Genomic DNA, 22647 nt, shown 5'->3' on the forward strand with positions numbered 1-22647 from the left:
ATGCGTGATTCATTTTGCTGTTTCTGTCACCAGTGAACAGCATCAGCTCATTAAAAATTAATGTCGAAACTCGTTTGGTCAACTTGCAAATATATCCATTGTCTAATGGGCTCTTGTCCTGAAGCAGAGACTTTAATGTCGTAATTGCCAGCAGGTAGCATCATGCCGGCTTGATATTTGGGCTTAATATTCATCACAGACACGTTGGCATTTGCGATATTACTCTTAATCGTTAAGGGTAATAGGGCGGTATTGGTAGGTGATGATTTAGCCGGTTGAGTGGCCTTATGTGCTGGCATTACCGCTAAATCAAAGCGATTAATGGGGTCGCTAATGGCATTAAAGCCTTGGGTAATTAGTAAGCGCTGGTCTATTGAAGAGCCGACAGGTTGTACAATCGGCAAGGTCACAAGTAACCATTTAAGCGTATATGACACCGTGGCAGAATCGTTCTTTTCCATTTGATCAAAAAAGTAATGCAGTGATGAGCCTGGCATAGTGTATTGGTTGCCGCCCATCGATAACGGAACCACAAATATTGACGCTAATAACACCGTTGATATCACCGGTTTTATCAAGCGATTAGGCTTAACTCTTGGCGCAGAGGACGCACGTTTAGCTTGTACTAGTTCGACCGCTTTCATCGGTAGCTTTAATACGGTAAGTAACACTAATGCTAAGCTAATCGCCATAGAAATTGGCGGAATAATAGTTGAACGTAATGCCGATTTACCTGTTGATTCAAACGCACCACCATCGGCAAACTCAACTAGTTGAGCGTCGAGCACATTGAGGTATTCAGTGGTTTTACGTTTTATATTGGGCTCAATAATATGTTGCTTAAACTCGCGATTATTCCAATCGGCTAGCGTAGGATTAACGTACAACTCTTTCATTTCTTGTTTTATACGCTGTTGAATATCGCTTTGCTGCTGAAAGGTTTGCCAGCTCAAATTAGGTGGCATATCGCTACCCTTAGCTTTCATTTTTGAGCGCCACTCAGCATCGGCTTGTTGACGTACTTTTTTAGCCACCGCAATATCAAAGCTGTTGCGATCGGTGATTGACCAAGAAGGGGATAAGGTTAAGCCTTTTTGCTTTAGCTTCTTATTAACTTTTATACTGGTAAGTTCATGCACTCTAAATTGATGGATTGAGTTAATCCCTAATGGGTAGCCCCCCGACTCCTTAACAAAATCAGGTGCCATTTTTATCATCAATACTTTTTTATAATGATTTACATCGTTGGTGTACACCATTCGATGATCTTTAAAGCCAGCATCGCCACCAGTGATAGCATCTGCAGCCTGCATCGCCGTGAATAAGCCTAAGCTCATAATGCCTGAAATAATAGAATTGCCGACGTTTTCTGAGGTTGAGATCTCTTCGCGAATTAACCAATCATCTGGAGGAATATAAGGAATACCGTACTTGGCTATTTCTTTGTCATAGCCTTTTTGTAATCGCTCAAAACATCTATCCTTACTACTACCACTTTTCTTTTCTGCGCATTTATTACGACGTTCAAAATAGTCATATAGTTTTGGAGCCATTTTTTGAGCTCGCGATTCCACCCTAGCTTCATAAGCTTTGGTGCCTTTTTGGTATTGTTCCCACCCTTGCTTAACTTGATTTTGGGTGTCTAACCAGTATGAATCCGACCGAGTTTGTACACTGGCTAAGGCTTGGTTATATTGATTTGAACCCGAGGCATACTCAGTGTATTTATTGCGCAGTGTTTGGCGGAAATTATCATAATGGCCATAGTGTTCGTCAAACCGAGACATGGCTCGATCGCGAACAAACTTTTCCATTATCAAACGCTTTTTGTCCTTTAAATCGTCGACTAATTTGTCGTCAGCGTAAACTAATCCACCAAATACCGATAAAAAGGTTTTTTCGATAGCACTGTGTTCTTTATTGGGATCATACTCAATACCTTCGAATGTGATTGAGTTTTCAATTAACGCACTACGGAGTAACTGCGATAAATAAGCTTGCTGGCGTTCTTCAGGCGTTGAAGCGTCAATAATAAAATGATCGACTAACCATTTTTGTCCAAAAAATACCGTTGGCCACACAAGTACCGCAATGAGTGCAAAGTAACCTAAAGCGCGCGTAACGTTAGCGACTCTTTTACCCTTTAATAATAAATCAGCTAACAGTAACGTAACGCCTATTCCACTGATTGTTCGGCCAAATAGCTCTACTGTTCGTAAGTCTTCTATGCTGGAGTTTCGTCCTCCAGCAACATCGGTCAACGCTGCATTAAATACCGCTTCAGGGAACAAATACACTACTGAGCAAATGAACATCAACAACATCCACCAGAAGGGTTGGCCCGTTTTATTTATTTGGGCTTCAACTGCTTGCTGCTTTTCTACTTTTTTAGCGGTTGATTGCTGACTTTTTTGTACTTTTTCCAGCTCTTTTACCGCGGATTGCATTTTTTTTTGTGTAGGAGCGCTGTTAAGCAGATTTGTTGCAAATGGACTTTTGTTATTTTCAGTCATATTAATCTTTATCAACCATCGTCTTTTTATCTTTATGTCGTTATTTAATCGCTATTTAGCTTGGCGTGCAGGCAACCTTAAAATGATTGTATCACCTGTATTGTTATCAATTTTTTCATCAGTGATAGTAGGAAAACCATGTTCTAACAACGGAGTAGGAATAGTGTTTGGCATTACTTTAACGGGAGTCGCGTTGATGGCAGCAAGGCCAGAGTCTAATGATAGATAGTAACCTTCGTTTTGATAGCCACGCATTTCGGCAAAACGATCAAAGTCAGCATCTTGCGGTAAAGACGCAATATAGCGACCAAGATGGCTCAATGGCTGATAACGTTTAACTGGCAAAGCAGCATTGAATAGACGTTGGCAAATTTTGTAAGGTGTCGCATCGACAATAGCGCCATCAGGAAGTTGATCTGTGGTTAATGTGATGAGCTGTGATTGATGATACTCGCTACCATTGAGCGAATAGGTATACACTTTCATTCCGAGTTGATGTGCATGATATTTAACGTTGGCATGTTGCATAAAGCTACGGATATCTAGGTGGAGCCCAGAGTTTTTACCCAGTTTTCTCTGTAATTCAGAAAGTGAGGATTTTGCCGTATAATCTTTATAACGTGAACGATAACGCTTAGTTCCGTATCGACCCACTAGCTCAAGCTTATTTTTATTATCTAAATAATAAGTATCGTTTTTTACGCCTTTACGCAAATCAGCCGTTAATTTTTCAATGCTAGTCGGGTGTCCACCTTGAATAAAGCCTAAATAAACTGAAGGGTTAATACCTCGCAGTTTATAGAGTGTGTCTTGGTCTGCGGCTGAATAATAAAAACCACCTAAACCAATATATTTTCTGAGCATATTATCGAGTTCAACGAGTTTTTGGCCGTTGGTGTCAGACTTAATTTCTACATTCAGTTGTTGATTGTGATTGCGATATACAGCAAAGGTTTTAAAGGCTTCAACAGCAGCAATAGGGCGTTGATCCAGTAAATGGTTACTTTGCTTGTCTCGCAGTTTGAGATTAGCAAACTCTTGAAAGTTCATACGGTTTAGTTTGAAGCGTTCACCGGTGTAATACACCGTCGCGCGACCGGTCTGACTATCGTGATGATTAACCCAAGTACCATCTTTGAGTAGCATTACGTCAATTTCAACACTGTTAAAATTATCATTTAACGCCGCTGCAATGGCATTGGCACTGCTTTCTGGCTGCCGAAAATCGCCCCGATGAGCTGATATGTCTAATCGACATTCGGCAGTAGACAGCATTTTGATATTGCCATTATTGGCGAGATATAAATTACGGTCGCCCAGGCTCAGCTGAGTATCAATAATATTCAAGCCTTGGGTAGCAGCATCAGTTGGTAAATGAGATAACTCAGTGGGAACAATATTAACAGGCTTAGGTGAAGGCGTTGGGGTGGATTTACAGCCTGCTAAAGTCAGCAGTAGTACAGCCATAATGATGCTGTAAAAATAGGGGGCGACGACACGACTTGTCATAATCCATATTTACAAGTTATTAATATTTAATGTTTTATACATTAATGAACCCGGTAAAACAACCTTATGGATTAAAGTAAACTTAATTCAAACATCAAAATGTGAACGAGGATGTCTTATCAAAACCTGATTAGTTTCAGATTCAGTCCAGCACCATTCAGATTTTTCAATTTAAGGCACATTAACGCAGCAAATGGTTGTTATCTTTTATATCAATGAGACTGATATATGAGCAGGCATAAATGTTTATGGCTAAATCAAGGTAACAAATAATAGAATATTGCAGAGGTATGATGAACACTTCTTAAAGAGTGTTCATCATAAAATTAGAATGCTCCCCAAAATACCGCTGCCGGCGCAGCCCTTGAACCGTAGGTTCAAGGCGGGTAAATGTTCATCTCCTAAGGCTTCTCGGTATAATCCGAGCATGCACAATGTTAACGAAAGCATTCACCCTGGGTTTGTAATTATCGGCACAGGGACTTAACCAACGAGCAAATATCCCAGGGAGCAAAACAGGGTAGAATTAAGCAATGCTTAGTTCTGAAATCTTAGTTTAGCCTTCCTAGCGGCTTCGTTCAACCAACGATGTTTCCAACGTTGACTGTAACAAAGAAATACGCTCATCCATTTGCGCCATATATTGTTTGTTTTTTTGTTTTTCTTCATACAATTCATTGCCAATGTTCAGCGCCGCCATAATGGCTAACTCTTCACGGCTTAAATTATTAGTACGCGACTTTAAGGTTGTCAGTTGGTTTTCAACTTCTCTGGCAACAGTCCGCAATGCATCTTCGCGTCCTTTTGGACATGCGATAGAGTAGGTGCGCCCTAATAGGGTAATGTCAACAGCACTGTTACTCATAATGTTGCCTCAGATCCTTAGTCAGTTCGCGAACTATATAGGGCTGAATTTAAAAGAGCAAGGCAACAGCATCCCTTTTTAACTATTTGCTGTTTGTGTGAACAAATCCGCTTCAGTCTAGGCATTATTTGGGCACAATACACACTAGCATTTGGAGCATCATAGTAACTCTGCTAGCATTGAAGCAGATATAGCGCTTTTAGGAATTTACCATGGCAATCCCACCTTCATTATGTATCGAAAAACTAAAACAGGCCTTAGATTACGCTGAAGTCGGCCAGCATCCAGTAGAAGTGCACGGGGCGCTTGTTGGGATTATTTGTGGTGGTGTAAAGCAAGAAAATTTAGCCTGGCTCAAGCCGTTAGTTGAGTTAATGAACGACGGTCAACCGCTAGAACCAAACTTACAACAGCTGATCAGCGATTTGTATCAAGACACCGTGACCCGCTTAGTCGATTTCGAATTTGGCTTTACTCTTTTATTACCAGAAGAAGAAGCGCCGCTGAGCGATCGCGTTGAAGCGTTAGCCTTATGGACCCAAAGTTTTTTAACGGGCATTGCCATTATTCAACCAGAGCTAAACAAAGCGTCAACCGATGTGCGTGAGGTAATTAAAGACCTTGCCGATATCGCTCAAGTAGAATTTGATGTCGGTGATGACGAAGAATCAGAAGTTGCCTACGAAGAACTGCAAGAGTTTGTCAGAATGTCAGCTATTTTATGTTATTCAGAGTTTGGCTTAGACATGCCTTTGAATGACACCGATGAGCATTCTACTTTTCACTAACATTTTGGTATAGGCAGCAACGCAGCGTATGACCACAGCACACACTTCTACCGAGCCACTCGTCGTTGATATTGCCATAGTGGGTGGCGCCATGGCAGGTGCCACGTTAGCCCTAGGGTTAGCTAAGTTATCTGCCACACTATCTGCTACGTTATCATCTGCCACTTTAGCGCGCCCGCTGCGTATTGCATTAATCGAAGCCCATGTTGCCAACAACAATCACCCCGGTTTTGATGCCCGCTCTATCGCCATTGCGCACGGTTCTATTTTCGAACTGACTCGTTTAGGCATTTGGCCTAAGTTGCAGCATCTTGGCACCGCGATCGAAAATATTCATGTGTCTGATCGTGGCCACTTTGGCATGACCGAACTCAACGCTAAACCATTAGGCTTAGATGCATTAGGGCAGGTGGTTGAATTAGCTCGAGTGGGTAACGTGTTATTCGACGAACTGGCTAAGTCATCTGTCAGCGTTTTTTGTCCTGCCAAAGTCACTGATTTACAAGCCCAAACAGACGGTCACTTATTAACATTAGATAATGGCACTCAGCTGCATTGTCAGTTGCTGGTGGCCGCAGATGGCGCTAACTCGGTTGTGCGTCAACATTTACAGCAGCCTACTGAGCAAGTTAATTTTGATCAAACGGCGGTCGTTGCCAATGTCATTACCGACCAACCGCATCAACACTGGGCTTATGAGCGCTTTACCCAAACCGGCCCATTAGCACTGTTACCGATGACGTCAGTGCCATCTACACCTTCCACTCAAGCGCGATATTCACTGGTATGGGCATTACCGCCAGCCAAAGCTGATGCATTAAAAAATGCAGATAAAGCTGAGTTTTTAGTGGAATTACAACAAGCATTTGGCCATCGTGTCGGCCGCTTTATCGATGTGGGGCAGCGGGTCAGTTATCCACTCACGTTATCGTACATGCCAAGGCCGATTTACCATCGTTGTATATTTATCGGTAACGCCGCGCAAACGTTACACCCTATTGCCGGACAAGGCTTTAACCTAGGTTTACGTGATGTAGTAGGGCTACTCAAGGTGCTTGAACACGCCTTTAGCAGCAACACCGCAACCGAAGTTGACCTCGGCAGCAGCGCTATCGTGCATCAATATTTAGCCGCTCGCCAAGCCGATCGCGACAACACACTCAACAACATCGAATTTTTAGTGCGTGGCTTTTCCAATCAATATTGGCCGTTAGTTGCCGGACGCAATATCGGTTTGCGTTTATTGTCTTGGCTACCGCCGTTAAAACGCCCCGTAGTGCAAACCGCCATGGGCTGGCGTTAACTCATTTTAAGGTAAGGATTGACCATGTTTTCAACTAAAACTTATGATGTTGCCATCGTCGGCGGTGGTATGGTTGGGCTTGCAACCGCAATCGGTTTAGCCAATGCCGACCTTAATGTGGTGGTGATCGATGCTGGCACAACCCAAGCGGTCAGTGGCGAGCCTAAATTACGCGTTAGTGCGATTAACAAAGCCAGTCAGCAATTACTCGAAAACCTCGGCGCGTGGCAATACCTCGACGACAGCCGTGTTAGCCCTTACCAAAAAATGTCGGTGTGGGACAAAGACGGCCTAGGCAAAATTGAGTTCGACGCTCACAGCATCAGCGAAGCCTATTTAGGCTCGATCATAGAAAACGATGCCATCAGTTATGCCCTTGCCAAACGTGCCAGCGAAATAAGCAACATTACCTATATTGAAAACCAGCGTCTTGAGCGCGTAGCCTTTGGCGAGCGCGAAGCTTGGCTAACCCTAGCCAATGGCGACAATGTCAGTGCCGCCGTAGTGGTTGCCGCCGACGGAGCCAACTCTTGGGTGCGCCAACAATGCAGTATTCCGCTAACATTTTGGGACTACGGCCACCATGCTATTGTCGCGACTGTGCGCACCGAACTCGCTCACGACGCCACCGCCAGACAAGCCTTTTTACCCGGTGGTCCATTAGCTATGTTGCCATTGTATGACGACAATTTATGTTCCATCGTCTGGTCGGTATCGCCCGACCAAGCCGAACAATTGTTAGCATTAGACGAAATCGAATTTGGCAAAGCGTTAACTGCCGCGCTAGATGGCCGTTTAGGCATGTGCCAGGTGATCAGCGAGCGTCAATCATTTCCGCTACGGATGCGCTATGCGCGCCACTTTGCCCGCCATCGATTAGTACTGGCAGGTGATGCAGCTCATACCATTCATCCGTTAGCTGGCCAAGGGGTTAACTTAGGCTTTTTAGACGCCGCCAGTATCATCGAAACCTTTACCGAACTGCATGAGCAAGGTAAAGATTTAGGCGAATATAGCCACTTACGAGCCCTTGAACGTTGGCGTAAAGCAGAGGCTATGGAGATGATTGCCACCATGGAAGGCTTTAAAAGACTGTTTGCCGGCAGCAATCCGCTTAAAAAAGCCATACGCGACATAGGCCTAACCCTAGTTGATAATGTCGCTGGGCTGAAAACAGTGTTCATCAAACAGGCTATGGGTAACAAAATGACATTACCTAAACTTTGTCGTGAGCCAATTTCATAATAGCTAATGTAGAAACTTGTTTAATATCAGTCTACACAGCTAAATCGGCGTTTTTATTGTAAAAGATTATGTAAAAAAATTACAACAATAGATTAGCTAAACTAATGCGACCGGACTCGGATTAGAAAAATTTTTTGTATACAAATTAGGTCTGCGGAGTATAATTTTGTTCGCATTTTATCAAATACCTACATTAGATTAAGACCTAATTAAAGGCCCAAAAAAAGGGATAATAATGGCTAGCAAGACTGTACTTTTTAACAAGCATTTAGAATCTAAAGCCAAAATGGTTGATTTCCACGGTTGGGAAATGCCGATTAACTACGGCTCTCAAATCGAAGAACATCACGCAGTACGTCAAGATGCAGGCATGTTCGACGTGTCGCACATGACCGTAGTTGACGTTACCGGCAGCGATGCTTGTGCCTTCTTACGTAAGTTACTTGCTAACGATGTCGCCAAACTTACCGTACCTGGTAAAGCCCTTTACGGCGGAATGCTAGACGAAAACGCTGGCATCATCGACGACCTTATTACCTACTACTTAACCGACACCCATTACCGCGTGGTGGTTAACTCCGCTACTCGCGACAAAGACCTCGCCTGGATCAACAAACAAGCCGCAGCATTTGATGTGGTTGTGACTGAACGTCCAGAGCTTGCGATGATTGCCGTGCAAGGTCCTAATGCTAAAGCCAAAGCAGCTACTGTATTTTCTGCTGAGCAAAACGCTGCCGTTGAAGGCATGAAGCCATTCTTTGGTGTGCAATCAGCCAACTTATTTATTGCCACAACCGGTTACACCGGCGAAGCAGGCTACGAAATTATTGTTCCAGAAGCCGAAGCAGAAGCCTTATGGCAAGCACTGCTAGATGCAGGCGTTAAGCCATGTGGTTTAGGTGCGCGTGACACATTACGCTTAGAAGCGGGCATGAACCTATACGGTCAAGACATGGACGAGTCAATTAATCCATTAGCCGCTAACATGGGCTGGACAGTTGCGTGGGAGCCAAGCGAGCGTGACTTTATCGGCCGTGATGCACTTACTGCCATTAAAGCAGCAGGCACTTCAAAGTTAGTCGGCTTAGTCATGGAAGAAAAGGGCGTATTACGCCACGATATGGCAGTATTTTTTACCGACGCAAACGGTGTTGAGCATCAAGGTGTGATCACTAGCGGTTCGTTTTCGCCAACATTAGGCTATTCTATTGCCATGGCCCGTGTGCCTAATGGTATTGGTGCTGTAGCTGAAGTTGAAATGCGTAAAAAGCGTGTTAACGTAAAAGTCATCGCTCCAAGTTTTGTACGTAACGGTAAGCAAGCTTTCTAACGACTCAATAAAATGAGTTGTGCTTTACCTAAAAAGAATTTATTTGTTAAGTATTAGAACATCAGATTAAGGAACAACGATAATGAGCACTATTCCAGCAGACTTGAAATATGCATCTTCACACGAATGGATCCGTAAAGAATCAGACGGTAGCTACACAGTAGGTATCACTGAGCATGCTCAAGAGCTATTAGGCGACATGGTATTCGTAGAATTGCCAGAAGTTGGCGACACAGTCACAGCCGGTGAAGACTGCGCAGTGGCTGAATCAGTTAAAGCGGCATCAGACATCTATGCACCTATTTCTGGTGAAGTGATTGCCGTAAACGAATCTTTAGAAGATTCGCCAGAGCGTGTTAACAGCGACGCATTTGGTGACGGTTGGTTCTTCCGTGTTATGCCTTCTGATGAATCAGAAGTTGATGCATTATTAGATGCAGACGGTTACCAAGAAGTGATTGACCAAGAATAAGCGCCAATGACGCAGGAAGCTCCCTCGGGAGCTTCTTTGTTATGTGCAGCTAAAAACAATGACGAGCGCGCAACATAATAAACCCTAAACAGGTTATTCACGTATTACCCATTTTCACCCTAATCCAGTTCTGTGCCCTACCGCCATAACTGGTCGATTTGGAACAAGGTTTAACATGACCAAGCAAACCCTGACACAACTAGAACAACACGAGTTATTTTTAACACGCCACATTGGCCCAAGTGCTGAGCAGCAACAAGAAATGCTCAACTTCATTGGTGCAGAGTCGTTAGAAGACTTAACCGCGCAAACCGTTCCTGGCAAAATCCGTTTACCACAAGACCTCACCATCGGTGACTCGTGTGGCGAAGCCGAAGGTATCGCCTATATCCGCAACATAGCAGACAAAAACAAAGTCTTTAAAAGCTATATCGGGATGGGTTACTACGGCGTGCAAGTGCCAAATGTTATTTTGCGTAACGTGTTCGAAAATCCAGGTTGGTACACTGCTTATACTCCATATCAGCCAGAAATCGCCCAGGGCCGTTTAGAAGCAATCTTAAATTTCCAACAAGTGTCAATGGACCTAACCGGTCTTGACCTTGCATCAGCATCATTGCTGGACGAAGCAACCGCCGCGGCAGAAGCCATGGCCCTTGCCAAGCGCGTATCTAAAGCTAAAAAAGCCAACATCTTCTTTGTTGCCGACGACGTATTCCCACAAACACTCGACGTCGTTAAAACCCGCGCAGAATGTTTTGGTTTTGAAGTAGTCGTTGGCCCAGCAAGTGACGCGGTAAATTACGAATTATTTGGTGCCTTGTTCCAGTACACCAACCGTATTGGCCAAATTACCGATTACACTGAGCTATTTGCTACGCTTCGCGACAACAAAGTTATTGTTACAGTAGCAGCCGACATCATGTCGTTAATGTTACTTAAATCACCGGGCGCCATGGGCGCAGATGTCGTATTTGGTAGCGCGCAACGTTTTGGCGTACCAATGGGATACGGCGGACCACACGCAGCATTCTTTGTTGCCCGTGACGAACACAAGCGTTCAATGCCAGGCCGTATCATTGGTGTCTCAAAAGACACCCGCGGCAACAGTGCATTACGTATGGCCATGCAAACGCGCGAGCAACATATTCGCCGCGAAAAAGCCAACTCAAACATTTGTACCGCGCAAATTTTATTAGCCAACATGGCGTCGTTTTATGCGGTATTCCACGGCCCACAAGGCTTAAAAACCATCGCATCACGCATTAACCGTTTAGCCGACATTTTAGCGGCAGGCTTAACAGCAAAAGGCTTAACCTTAGCTAACACCACTTGGTTCGACACCATCAGTGTTAAAGGTGCCGACGTTGCCGCCATTAATGCCCGCGCCATAGCTGCGCAAGTTAACTTACGTATAGATGCAGACGGCGTGTTTGGTATCAGCTTAGATGAAACCACTATCCGTACAGATATCGCAGACTTATTTGACGTTATCCTAGGCGCAGGCCACGGTTTAGATGTTGCAGCACTCGATGCCGACATCGTTGCTAATGGCAGCCAGTCAATTCCAGACGCGCTAGTACGTCAAGATGCGGTATTAACCCATCCAACGTTTAATCGCTACCAAAGCGAAACCGAGATGATGCGTTATATCAAGCGTCTCGAAAACAAAGATTTAGCCTTAAACCACTCAATGATCTCGTTAGGTTCATGCACCATGAAACTCAACGCCGCAGTGGAAATGCTACCAGTAAGCTGGCCAGAGTTTGCTAACATGCACCCATTCTGCCCACTAGACCAAGCACAAGGTTACACCGAGTTAATTAACGAACTGTCTGAGTTTTTAGTTAAAATTACCGGTTACGATGCGGTGTGTATTCAACCAAACTCTGGTGCACAAGGCGAGTACGCTGGCTTGTTAGCGATTAAGAAATACCACGAGTCTCGCGGCGACGCGCACCGTAACATTTGCTTAATCCCACAATCAGCTCACGGCACTAACCCAGCATCGGCACAACTTGCCGGTATGAAGGTAGTGGTTACTGCGTGCGACAAGCAAGGTAACGTTGATTTAGAAGACTTACGCACTAAAGCAGCAGAACTTGCCGACAGCCTTTCATGCATCATGATCACGTACCCATCGACTCACGGTGTGTACGAAGAATCAATCCGCGAAGTATGCGAAATCGTCCATCAATATGGCGGTCAAGTGTACCTAGACGGCGCAAACATGAACGCACAGGTTGGTTTAACATCACCAGGCTTTATCGGCGCAGACGTATCGCACCTTAACTTACACAAAACCTTTGCTATCCCGCACGGCGGCGGTGGTCCAGGTATGGGCCCAATTGGTGTTAAAGCACACCTTGCGCCATTTGTTGCAGGCCACGTAGTGATTAAGCCAGGCCGCGAAAGCGACCATAACGGCGCCGTATCTGCCGCACCTTATGGTAGCGCCAGCATTTTGCCAATCAGCTGGATGTACATTAAGTTGTTGGGCACTAAAGGGGTTAAGCAATCAACCCAAACAGCGCTATTAAACGCTAACTACATCATGAAAAAGCTACTGCCTCATTATCCTGTGTTGTTCACCGGCCGTAACGACCGTGTTGCCCATGAATGTATTATCGATTTACGCCCATTAAAAGAAACCTCAGGCGTGACCGAAATGGATATCGCTAAGCGTCTAAACGACTATGGTTTCCATTCACCAACCATGAGCTTCCCGGTAGCGGGTACGTTGATGATTGAGCCTACTGAATCTGAGTCTAAGGTTGAGTTAGATCGTTTCATCGAAGCAATGATTTCTATTCGCGGTGAAATTACCAAGGTAGAAGCAGGCGAGTGGCCAGTGGACAATAACCCGCTGCATAATGCACCTCACACCCTAGCGGATATTATGGACCCAGAGTTCGATTCACGTCCGTACAGTCGTGAAGTGGCCGTGTTCCCAACGGCAGCGGTTAAAGCCAATAAGTTTTGGCCAACGGTTAATCGTATCGATGATGTCTATGGCGATCGCAACCTTATGTGTAGTTGCGTCCCACTTTCAGACTACGAATAAATGATAATGACTACTTGGCCTCGATAATACGGCGTCAGCCGACACTTTTCTCTTCTCATTGACACCAGTCAACTCCGAGGAGAAAAGCATCGGCTTCCTTGCCTTCTCATCGGCAGTAACGCCATTATCGTGGTAGTAGGCTTCATTTGAAGTTTTAGAATTTAAAAGCGACCGAAAGGTCGCTTTTTTGTTTGTGTCATTCCAGTAAATTCCGAACAAACGTCTTTCCGGCAATGCTTTTAAGCCGGAATCCAGGTGTTTTCTTTTTTCTTCATCTTACATCTTAGCTATGGCTATGGCCTGCGGCCACTAACGTCGTGGCGCTTCGCCCACACCAGACCAAGAGGAAACCAACGGCTGTTCCCTCTTGACTCTTTTTAAAAGAATTAGCCCAGCCGCCCCGCAACATTTTCCTTAATGATTTAAACAACAGATGCGAAAAGGTCGCCATGGGGATTGATCCAGCTTTTAACTTCGTTTGTAGTCTGCTTCGGCCCATCTTACAATAAAGAGTGAAAATGCTAATGCTTCCGATGGGAATCTGATGTGAATGGATTTACGAATGTCGTGATGGCATGGTCAATGATGTTCCCGACATCATAATGACATTTCCCATATCCATATGGGGCAGATACCAAAGAACGACCTGTACCGCGAAAGCTAGCCTGCCATCCATGGCTCACGCATTCACTTGCAAAGAGTCTTCAACGGCCTCAAGTAAAATGGAGCCTGCAGATATAATATCTAAAGCATTAAAAAGCGGACCGGTTGGTTCGCTTTTTTATTTCCGTCATTCCAGTCATGTGTAAATACTCGTCATTCCGATTATGTTTATATTTACGTCATTCCAGTAATGCTTATATTTACGTCATATATGGACCCACCCGTTTTGCAAGTGATTTCGAAGCGTTGATAAACAAATTCATTGCCTTCATATATCCGGCTTGTGAACCGGGTGTTTTATATACCCGCAGCCCTAATGCAATTAGCTAACTACTTTAACTTTATCATTCCGACGGCTTCTAAAGAGCCAATGACGCGTTCAGTTTTAAAGTAGTACAGTCTGACTGTTTATCATTATTTCAAAATCTTTCGCAACTTGTGGTGAGTTTGTTTTACTCGGTGTTACTTACTACTAAAATTAATCAGTTGATTTTGAATCGTATGACTTTGTTATGCAGCATATTCGAGTCGGTAATCTTCTTCATTTGCGATGACCGACCAGGCTATTCTGGCGAGCTTATTGGCCAGAGCCACACATGCTACATTGCTATGCTTTCTACACTTTAATTCGTAAGCCCAGCGGCTTAATTTATCATCTTTACCGTCAACATATTGCAAGGCAGCCCGTGCTCCATGTATCAGTGACGACCTCAAGTGAGGATTCCCTTTTTTCGTGATGCCAGACAGCATGGTTTTGCCACCACTTGAGTTTTGCCTTTGTGTTAATCCGCACCAAGCAGCAAAATGTCGACCATTATGAAACATTTTTCCGTCACCTATGGACGCATATAGTTCTGCTGCTGTCATTGGGCCTACACCAATGACACTTTTTACTCGCTTGCAGATAGGATTATTTCTTGTATAAACATTTATCTTCTTCGTGTAAAACTCAACTTTCTCTTGCGCTGCAACAAAGTCAGCATAAAGTTCGCGAAAACTTTCTCGTGCAAAAGCCGATAACTCATTGCTTTCATCATCTATAAATTCAGGCAACCGAGCCGCTAATGCGGTTTTTCCCTTTGCAGCGCATAAACCATATTCAGCAAGAAAGCCTCTAACTTGATTGTTGATTGCGACCATCGTTTTTACATGTCGCTTTCTTATGCGCAGCACCATTTGAATATCTTCTTGCTCGACGCTTTTTATCGGTACAAATGTCATATTTGGTCGTTGCGCTGCTTCAGCAATGGCTTCTGCATCATTAAAATCATTTTTGTTTTTACGACGATAAGGCACAACATATTGAGGCGCAATGAGCTTAACTTGATGCCCTAATTTAATAAATTCTCTAGCCCAATGATTAGCTCCGCCACAGGCTTCCATCACAATCAACGTTGGCTCTAACCGGGCAAAGACACTGAGCAAGTCGGCACGCTTAATTGCTCTCTTTTTAACTAACTTTCCAGCTTGATTAACGGCAAACATGTGGAAAATAGTCTTTGATATATCTAAACCAATTGTTGTAATCTTCATATTCGGACCCGCCCTTTGTTGATAAAGTGTACAAACTTATCATGGCTCACTATGAAGCCGATTAGAAGGGTGGGTCCATCTCATTATTCCGGTAATGCTTTTGAGCCGGAATCCAGCTTTTTTTGTTGGGAAAAGTAAGTTTATGGTACCTAATTATGATTTATTGAAGTGCTGCTTTTGCGTTATTAACAGCGTTTTTATGTGATAGGTAAGTTTTTTCTATAAAATCTAGCTGCTCATTTTCTATAACGCTGGCTAACGTTTTAATCATAAATGTGTAATCGGTTTGTTCTGTTTTGACTGTTAGCATTTTATGGAGCCATTGCCACATTTTTTCTTCACCGATTTCTTTTTCAATTGCTAGCCAAATAACAGGTACATAGGTGTATACGTATAGGTTTCTATTTCCATAATCGGCTGTATTTTTGATATCTTTGATTGCGGTAAACGTTTTACCTTCAACTTGAACAAGTTTTTCATTTATATTTTTAAAATAAGTTTTATCATCAATGAGTTGTCTTGTTAATTTTAAAGCAAGATATTCAGAAAAAGACTCATGAAACATATCGCCTAACTCAGAGTTGAATGTCCGATAATCCCCAAAATAATAATGTGCTAATTCATGAGCAATGAAAGGTTTAAATTTTTCATCTAATAGGCTACTTAAACCGCCTTTATCATGGTTAATGGCTACAATTGAAGGATATGATACAAAAAGCCACGAATCTTTTTTTGATGTAGGTGTTGTATGGATATAGACAACGTTTTCACCATATGGAATCGATAGTTTATCTTGATAATATTGTTCAAAAGAGGCTGTTAGCTCTCCTAATTTGCTCATCTGTATTTCTGTAAGACGGGAATTTAAGTAATAACTACCATTCTTATCTGAAAATTCATAATCGCCAGCAAATAAGGTAAGTGGTGATGCTTGATCTTTTTTGAATACAGCTCGAGTCCCTGAAATAGGTTTATTTCCATTGATATAAATTGATTTGCAATCTAGGCAAGTTACATCGATTTTATAAGCGAGTTCTCGATATTGTTTATCTTTTTCAATGTCATATAAAATAGGATACCACGCCGTTTGAAAGTCATCGGTACGGATTGATTTACCATTAAAGGCAATGTTGCCTTTCCAATCACCACGATCACTAGCTTTGTCCATACTACTGATTACGGGGAATTTTCCTGTATATTTGAATTGTATCGTTGACGGTAAAAGCTTACCTTCACCTGTGCTGTCAGGAATAAAATAACCAAAACTGTCGCTTAAACCGTTGGAGTGAATTTTGTCGAAGGTATAATTAGTCGTGTCTTCCTGATTTCGTAAATATTGAATATTAAAGCCTGAATTTAGAAGAATTAGATAATTTTTTAGTTTTGGAATGTTTTCAAGTTGAAAGTTAGCATCAATCGTACCGTTATTTACTGATATTTGGATTGTGCCTGAAAGCTTTATCGGCAGCTCAGATGATAATGTAGGTAGTGAAAAAAGTAAGGCTGCAAGGACGAGTATTTTATTCATGAATTTTCCCTATTCTATTGAATACTCGAAGTATAATATAAACGAGGTCAGACTCCACATTTATTCGTTAACTGAGATAAGTGAGCTCCCTCAAACTCTACCCCACTTATTTCATTGACCTCTGTCTATGATGTCATTCATACGAAAAACAGATAGACTAGCGCGCTTCAAATTAAATTAAATTAAATTAAATGAAAGGATTTCAATTAATGCATAAGCTAATACTCTTAACCGGTCTGGTACTGCTGACATCATGTGCTTCGAACACAAGTATCGTTGCCAATCAATCTACATCCCACAGCAATCCCATCTGCCTGATATCAGGAGTGCCTTCATCAGATATAAAATACACCGTTATTAGTCAGTTAAAGTATGCAAAAAATGGGTATGGAAATATTAATAGCGTCCTGCCAATAATAGTGAAACAAGCACAATCCTTAGGTGCTGATGCAATTATTGACTACAACGGTGGTCATCGTTTCGGTTTTTGGCCATGGCAATTTATCAGACCTGTTGTACGTGGCACGGCTGTGACATGGGATTCACCAAATGATATTGACTGTAAAGCATTAGGTGGCACATTCGATACTCAATTGAAAGGCTCACTTACCACTGACGTATAAAGGGAAGTGGGGGCAGAGTCTGAGGGATCCCCACTAATTTAATATCATGCTTGTGGGTCCTTGATTAAACCTTGTTAAGTGGGGCCAGACTCTGATCCCGCTTATTCTATTAATTACATTTTTGTTCAAAATGATTATTGTGTTCTCTAATATATTTCTCAAATCGTTCTAGATTCACTTGGCTCAAATTAGCGGTACAAAGCTCATATCCGGCTTCAACTCCCAATCCTTTTAATAATGCTGAATCAAGGTTTGGTGATAACTTTGACACAAATTTGCTTCCTTGTTTTACGAAGGTCAATAGATACGCGTCAAATAGCTTATCAATGTGAGCACAAAGTAAAATTCCATTTGCGCCATCGAGCCTTTTTTCATTTGTATTGCATTTGGACCAGGGGACGATATGTGACGCAATTAGAATCTCTCGGATATTTGTCAGGGTTAATGCACAGCACTCTCCGTTACCCCAAATGTTGATTACATTTTGTCTGTATTTACCTTGCCCGACACGCGCTAAAATTAAGGTTTCTCGTTCAGTCTTCTCAACCACTGCTTCGAATATATCACTAAGATCATCTGCAATGCTTGGCGGGTTTTTTTTCGTATATTTTACATTGTGGTTACCCAAAGCATAGTAACCACCATTAACCATCTCTAGTGACATGTCTGACAATACTTCTACATAATCTTTGATCTTGGTTTGTCCTGTCTCTGAATTTTCGTCATATATGATAGGGAATGTTTTTAACGAATATCCTTCTTGCTCAACAAGTTTGATGTATTCCATAGCTTCGCCAAATGCATTTTGCTTACGACCTGACTCATTGCGTTCCCAATCCAACGATAATATTAGGGCTCGATTAGGCTCAGTATTGACATCCCAAGCACCAAAAATAACGAGTTTATCTTTATGATTTACAAATGCCCATCCATAGCGGTCATTGCGATTTGATGCCCCATGGGACTCCATAAACTTTTTTCGTGACATTGATATTCCTTTATTTGTTTTTGTATTTTTATTTTATAAATGTTTTATATCTGCATAAAGTTGGTACAAGCTGTGAGCTGACATGTCTAAAATGGGTTCGTACATAAATGAGTTGAGATGTATGTTTTCAGGTGTCATAAGATTGACTTGATCTAATAAACTGATTATGTCGACCTTTGTTGGAAATTGTTTAACATATTTATCAAATAAGGCCCGTGTTTGGTTGGATTCTATTCTTTCAACGAACTTTGGTTCTGCAATTTCGGCAATCATGAATTGCTCTGCTCCAAGCCTTATAGCCATTGCTAGAATGACTTTGCTCTCGAGTTCTGGTGAATCTTGATTGGCGGCTAGCAGTGCGTCACTTTGTTGCATAATCTTGTTGAATATAAGTGCTTGGTCGTTTGGTAAAATTAGTTCGGTCTGGTCTTTAAATACATCACGATAAATAGCCTGAATTTCGCTCACTTTGATATTTTTAGTATCTGCCTTTAGATGAAGTAAGGAAGTCAGTCTGAGAAAGTGTGCTTTATGTCCACAATATTCGGCAATATTTCTGGTGAATGGAATACTGGCAAGTAAGTACTGCTCGTTGGTTGCAAGGTTCTGTTTCCAAGTACTAAAAACATCTTTTTGGTACATCTCTTGCTTGACTTGGATCTCATCCGTTGATTTCATTGCTATGTGACGATTTTCACGTTTTGCACCTAACCGGCTGCTAACAATTCTGTGAAAGTCGAAGTTATGGGTAAGTAATAGCAAACTGAAGTGAGTGATTTTCGCAATATCTCGAAGATACTCAACAATTGCGTACTTGTTTTTGTAGTCAAATGAGTCGGCAATATCATCGATCACAATCAAAATGGGTTGAGCACTTTGTCGTCTTACTTCAATCTCGAAGAGTACATTCAAGATATAAAGTGCACGCTTTTCGCCTTGACTTAGCGCTGCAATAAGACTTTGCCGACTGACTTCTTCCTGCTTACCACGCCCGTCATCAAATACAAATTTAATTGCAGGTGCAGCACCATTAAGGATTACTTCATCTTGATTTTCTACGCTCAACTTGAAAGGTACCATAAAGCGTTTATTGAAGGTTTCGACCACAGTCTTCCAAATGGTTTTTTGCTGTTGAGCCTTACGGACAACGCTACTTACAAGTTCTTGGTTCTGTTTGTAAGTAATGACAAGATCTTCCCATGCTGTTTTCTGTGATTGTAGATAACCCATCAGCACATTCTGTTTGAAAATTGATATATTTCCATATTCAGATAGAAGCTCTTGGTGTTCAGCTATAAAATCACGGAATGCTTGTGTGTCTTTGGTATTTAGTTTTCTATCAACCAGATTAAACTTTTCCTTTAATACTGGGTTTTTTAGTACTTTGTCCTGCTCGTCTTGAAGAAGCTGGTTTAGCTCTTCTTTAGATTTGACTTCTTGCTTTTCACCGTCAACAGAGATATTAACGCTATGCGAAGCACTGAAGAATCCCGTTTCGGTCAAACTTCTTGACATTACACCTGCTTTTTGGTGATTGAAGGTTTTTGATAAAACGGTAGACCTTTGAATTAGCTGGTCGTAAGTATTTACATATTCAGCTAACTCTTGAGTGAAGTCTCCAGAAGATATGAGGTCTATTACTTTTTGATTAAACAAATCAGCAAATTTAAATCCACTGAGCCGAGTCTGGTCTGGAAGATCTTGCTCCCACAATGCTGTTAGCAGTTCTAGTAGCGATTTCTCTTGTTTAGAAAAAGCATCACATATTAAAGCTGCGATATCGCGTTTGCCTGATATTTTGGATAAGGCTTTGAGCAACGCATTTCGCTTGTCATCGACTTCTTTTAAAACAGCTTCATACTGTTGCTTGAGTGTATTATTAACTAGAAGTGTTGATATTTGTTTAGAAGTGTAACTTTCATTGTATGAGTCAATCACCATTATCTGTTGTGGAGTAATATCGTTGTTATCAATTCTGATATTTCTAATGGTGTCTCTATCTGGAAAAATCAGATCTTGCGTGTGACTGCTTGTCTCAATGTCTTTAAAGGTTTTCGCTAACGATGTTTTCAGAGTTCCGTTAGCCGCATATAACGAGTTAACTCCGGAGTTTGTTGCAGTTTTAGTAAAGTCTAGTTCTTTTGATAGTCGATTAATACCATAGCAGTTGGCTAGTTCTAGTTTTAACTTCATGAATTTTCCTTAGTGCACCAGTTCGTCAAGCTGCTTGGAATAAGTGGTTAGAGTTAAGATTATCTAACAACATCAATACGCTTTTTACCGTTAATTTTGTGTTTTAATAGTTGGGTAAATAAATTGCTTTGCGCTCCATCATTACCCTACCTCACTCTTACTCAAACATCTCTGTGCGACTTGATACACAATGGTGTCGACTTGTTGTTGGGTGAGTGTTTGAGTGCGGACAGCTGGTATGGTTTTGACCAACTGCTTATGATTTAAAATGGGGAAGGGTGGTCGAGTTTGGCTGGTGACGTACCAGCCGGGGAATACTAATACTGGGCTGGCAAACACTGACTGACCAGTAGCTTTAGTTAACCATTGGCTGACCCAAGTTGCTTGTCGGGTTGATTGTTCGATTGGCTTGGTTTCTGTCCAAGACGGGAAGTGTAAGCTGCCATCTTTATAAAATAGTTGGTAGTCTTTACCTTGGGTTGCGCTAGTCGATTTACTGTCGCGTTTGCGCTTGTGGCGGCCTTTGGTTTCGATGGCGAATACGCCATTTTTGCCTATGGCTAAATGGTCGATGTTAAAGCCGTCGGCTTGTATGTCGTGAAACACTTGATAGCCCAAAGCTTGTAAGCCGATTAGCTCATTGGCAGTGGCGATTTCTGCGGTGTGGCCTAGGCGTAATTTGGTGAGTTTGGAAAAGTTTTTCCACGTTTTGTGTCCGTAATATCCTAGGCCTATGATGACTATCGGGGCGAAAGCAGTTGGGAATGAGCTGTCGCTAATATGCTGAACGATACTTTCGTAGGCAAACGGAAACGTCACTACAATAACGGCCATTGTTAGGCCAGCGATTAGATCAAACTGTAAGTCTTGAATTTGTTGTTGTAAGCCAAAAGCGGGGATACGTTGAAGTTGTTCACGATCGACAGGTAGTTTTACCGTGTGGTCACGGTATTTAAGCATTAGGTGCATAATCAACACCATCAAAAACATGCCCGAAAGCAAGATGATGGTGGCGAATACATTGGTAAACAAGCTTGTCATTGTCGTCCTTGAGCGTGATGTGACCTAAGCAATCGGTCGCAATTCTAAATCCATGAATCTGCAGAAATAATATACTCCCAGTTTCGTCTACCTGTAAACACAATTACTCATTTCAAATTGAATAAACCATCCTCAGTTTCTGTCATTCATATATCAATAAACGATGGAAAGTCTGTATAGCTATCAAAACTGCTATAGATCGTTGTTTAGGTCAGCATAGATAAAAGTGTATTTTAGAAGTACATTTAAATTGACTTGCCAAAAAAGTGATGTAATATGCACTTTATAAGTACATTTTAATGAGGTTGTAATGAATAACTATAGTATCGAATTAAGATTGAACGCGAATTTGGCTCCAACGACAGAAATAGAGCTTAAGGGAGCAGCGTATTCACTAATCGCGGCACTAGATCACCTATTTAGTAGCTCTGTTGGTAAAGAAGCTTCTATGTGCAATTACATTGATTGGGAAAATACACTAAAACAAAACCAAATGGTTGAAGGCAGTGCCTTATGGGATTGTATTTATCCTATGTGGGAATATGCAGAGAATGGTGGTGAGGTTCCAAATATTTACGATGACTTACTCGGAGATTTGGCTAAATGGTTATCAGCAGTTAATGGGTATTGCGAATATCATGGCGACTATTTTAATCACCATATTATTAAAGTGATTTTGAAGTGTTTGGCAAAGCTTAAGCTAATAAATAAACTTGATCCTAATGAGTTAGTCACTCTTAGTTCGGGATGGTTTCCACAATTTTCAGAAGATAATTTCACACTTGTCGAGTTAGCCTTATTAGCCGGAATGAAGAACATTCGCACAGTCAGAAACGCTCAATATGATAAAGAAGAGCCTTTATCATTTATTAAAACAGGTGGTCAAGTACTTGTGACTAGAGAACATGCAGTCGCTTGGTTAGCGAAGCGAAAAGGTTTTGATGAATCAATCTTAATTTAAAGATAAACAATTAGTTTTAAATGCTCAT

General features: G+C 42.0%; 16 protein-coding genes and 1 other RNA gene. 8 read left to right on the plus strand and 9 right to left on the minus strand.

All coding sequences use genetic code 11. The annotated features are described in order from the left end of the window. Window positions 1-50 precede the first annotated feature (50 nt). From AAEY98_RS00575 to AAEY98_RS00590, 4 genes are all read right to left on the minus strand, one after another. Window positions 51-2513: a carboxypeptidase-like regulatory domain-containing protein gene (locus tag AAEY98_RS00575; protein WP_351014474.1), complete on the minus strand. Its 2463-nt coding sequence runs from the start codon at window positions 2511-2513 to the stop codon at window positions 51-53. Between the two features lie 51 nt (window positions 2514-2564). Next, a complete protein-coding gene (locus AAEY98_RS00580) occupies window positions 2565-4022 on the minus strand; it encodes a glycerophosphodiester phosphodiesterase (RefSeq protein WP_351014476.1) in 1458 nt (485 codons plus the stop codon). Between the two features lie 331 nt (window positions 4023-4353). Further along, a non-coding RNA gene (gene ssrS, locus AAEY98_RS00585) (6S RNA) lies at window positions 4354-4535 on the minus strand. 52 nt (window positions 4536-4587) lie between these two features. After that, on the minus strand, window positions 4588-4887 hold the full coding sequence (locus tag AAEY98_RS00590; protein ID WP_101086040.1) for a cell division protein ZapA: 300 nt from the start codon (window positions 4885-4887) through the stop codon (window positions 4588-4590). Window positions 4888-5099: 212 nt separating this feature from the next. Between AAEY98_RS00590 and AAEY98_RS00595 the strand changes: the two genes are divergently transcribed. The 6 genes from AAEY98_RS00595 (at window position 5100) to gcvP (ending at window position 13089) form a co-directional block, all read left to right on the plus strand. Then, the gene (locus tag AAEY98_RS00595; protein ID WP_101086039.1) at window positions 5100-5675 is read left to right on the plus strand and encodes a UPF0149 family protein; all 576 of its coding nucleotides are present in this window, start codon (window positions 5100-5102) and stop codon (window positions 5673-5675) included. 28 nt (window positions 5676-5703) lie between these two features. Further along, entirely contained in the window at window positions 5704-6978 is a 1275-nt protein-coding gene (ubiH, locus tag AAEY98_RS00600) for a 2-octaprenyl-6-methoxyphenyl hydroxylase (RefSeq protein WP_192115509.1), read from the plus strand. A 24-nt stretch (window positions 6979-7002) separates the two neighbouring features. Beyond that, a complete protein-coding gene (locus AAEY98_RS00605) occupies window positions 7003-8223 on the plus strand; it encodes an FAD-dependent oxidoreductase (RefSeq protein ID WP_351014478.1) in 1221 nt (406 codons plus the stop codon). A 235-nt stretch (window positions 8224-8458) separates the two neighbouring features. Next, window positions 8459-9553 carry a glycine cleavage system aminomethyltransferase GcvT gene (gene gcvT, locus AAEY98_RS00610; protein WP_351014480.1) on the plus strand — a complete coding sequence of 365 codons (1095 nt, stop codon included), beginning with the start codon at window positions 8459-8461 and terminating at the stop codon, window positions 9551-9553. An 82-nt stretch (window positions 9554-9635) separates the two neighbouring features. Beyond that, a complete protein-coding gene (gene gcvH / locus AAEY98_RS00615) occupies window positions 9636-10025 on the plus strand; it encodes a glycine cleavage system protein GcvH (RefSeq protein ID WP_101086035.1) in 390 nt (129 codons plus the stop codon). A 175-nt stretch (window positions 10026-10200) separates the two neighbouring features. Further along, window positions 10201-13089, plus strand: a complete 2889-nt coding sequence (gcvP, locus tag AAEY98_RS00620; protein WP_351014482.1) for an aminomethyl-transferring glycine dehydrogenase — start codon at window positions 10201-10203, stop codon at window positions 13087-13089. A gap of 1173 nt (window positions 13090-14262) precedes the next feature. Here gcvP and AAEY98_RS00625 read toward each other — a convergent pair. Next, on the minus strand, window positions 14263-15285 hold the full coding sequence (locus AAEY98_RS00625; RefSeq protein WP_351014484.1) for an IS110 family RNA-guided transposase: 1023 nt from the start codon (window positions 15283-15285) through the stop codon (window positions 14263-14265). A 160-nt stretch (window positions 15286-15445) separates the two neighbouring features. Further along, a complete protein-coding gene (locus AAEY98_RS00630) occupies window positions 15446-16813 on the minus strand; it encodes a gluzincin family metallopeptidase (protein WP_351014486.1) in 1368 nt (455 codons plus the stop codon). A gap of 209 nt (window positions 16814-17022) precedes the next feature. Here AAEY98_RS00630 and AAEY98_RS00635 point away from each other — a divergent pair, with 209 nt between their 5' ends. After that, window positions 17023-17436: a hypothetical protein gene (locus AAEY98_RS00635; protein ID WP_335690769.1), complete on the plus strand. Its 414-nt coding sequence runs from the start codon at window positions 17023-17025 to the stop codon at window positions 17434-17436. A 109-nt stretch (window positions 17437-17545) separates the two neighbouring features. On the opposite strand, the gene AAEY98_RS00640 is transcribed toward AAEY98_RS00635, so the two are convergent. The 3 genes from AAEY98_RS00640 to AAEY98_RS00650 form a co-directional block, all read right to left on the minus strand. After that, entirely contained in the window at window positions 17546-18424 is an 879-nt protein-coding gene (locus tag AAEY98_RS00640; RefSeq protein ID WP_351014488.1) for an HNH endonuclease, read from the minus strand. A gap of 33 nt (window positions 18425-18457) precedes the next feature. Further along, a complete protein-coding gene (locus tag AAEY98_RS00645; protein ID WP_351014490.1) occupies window positions 18458-20617 on the minus strand; it encodes an AAA family ATPase in 2160 nt (719 codons plus the stop codon). A 141-nt stretch (window positions 20618-20758) separates the two neighbouring features. Beyond that, window positions 20759-21658, minus strand: coding sequence for a nuclease-related domain-containing protein (locus tag AAEY98_RS00650; protein ID WP_351014492.1), 900 nt, complete (start codon window positions 21656-21658; stop codon window positions 20759-20761). Window positions 21659-21968: 310 nt separating this feature from the next. Between AAEY98_RS00650 and AAEY98_RS00655 the strand changes: the two genes are divergently transcribed. Further along, complete coding sequence (locus tag AAEY98_RS00655) at window positions 21969-22619, plus strand: hypothetical protein (protein ID WP_351014494.1); 651 nt, start codon at window positions 21969-21971, stop codon at window positions 22617-22619. Window positions 22620-22647 lie beyond the last annotated feature (28 nt).

It is taken from the genome of Shewanella sp. AC91-MNA-CIBAN-0169 (assembly GCF_040310165.1).
Classification (GTDB): Bacteria; Pseudomonadota; Gammaproteobacteria; order Enterobacterales; family Shewanellaceae; genus Shewanella.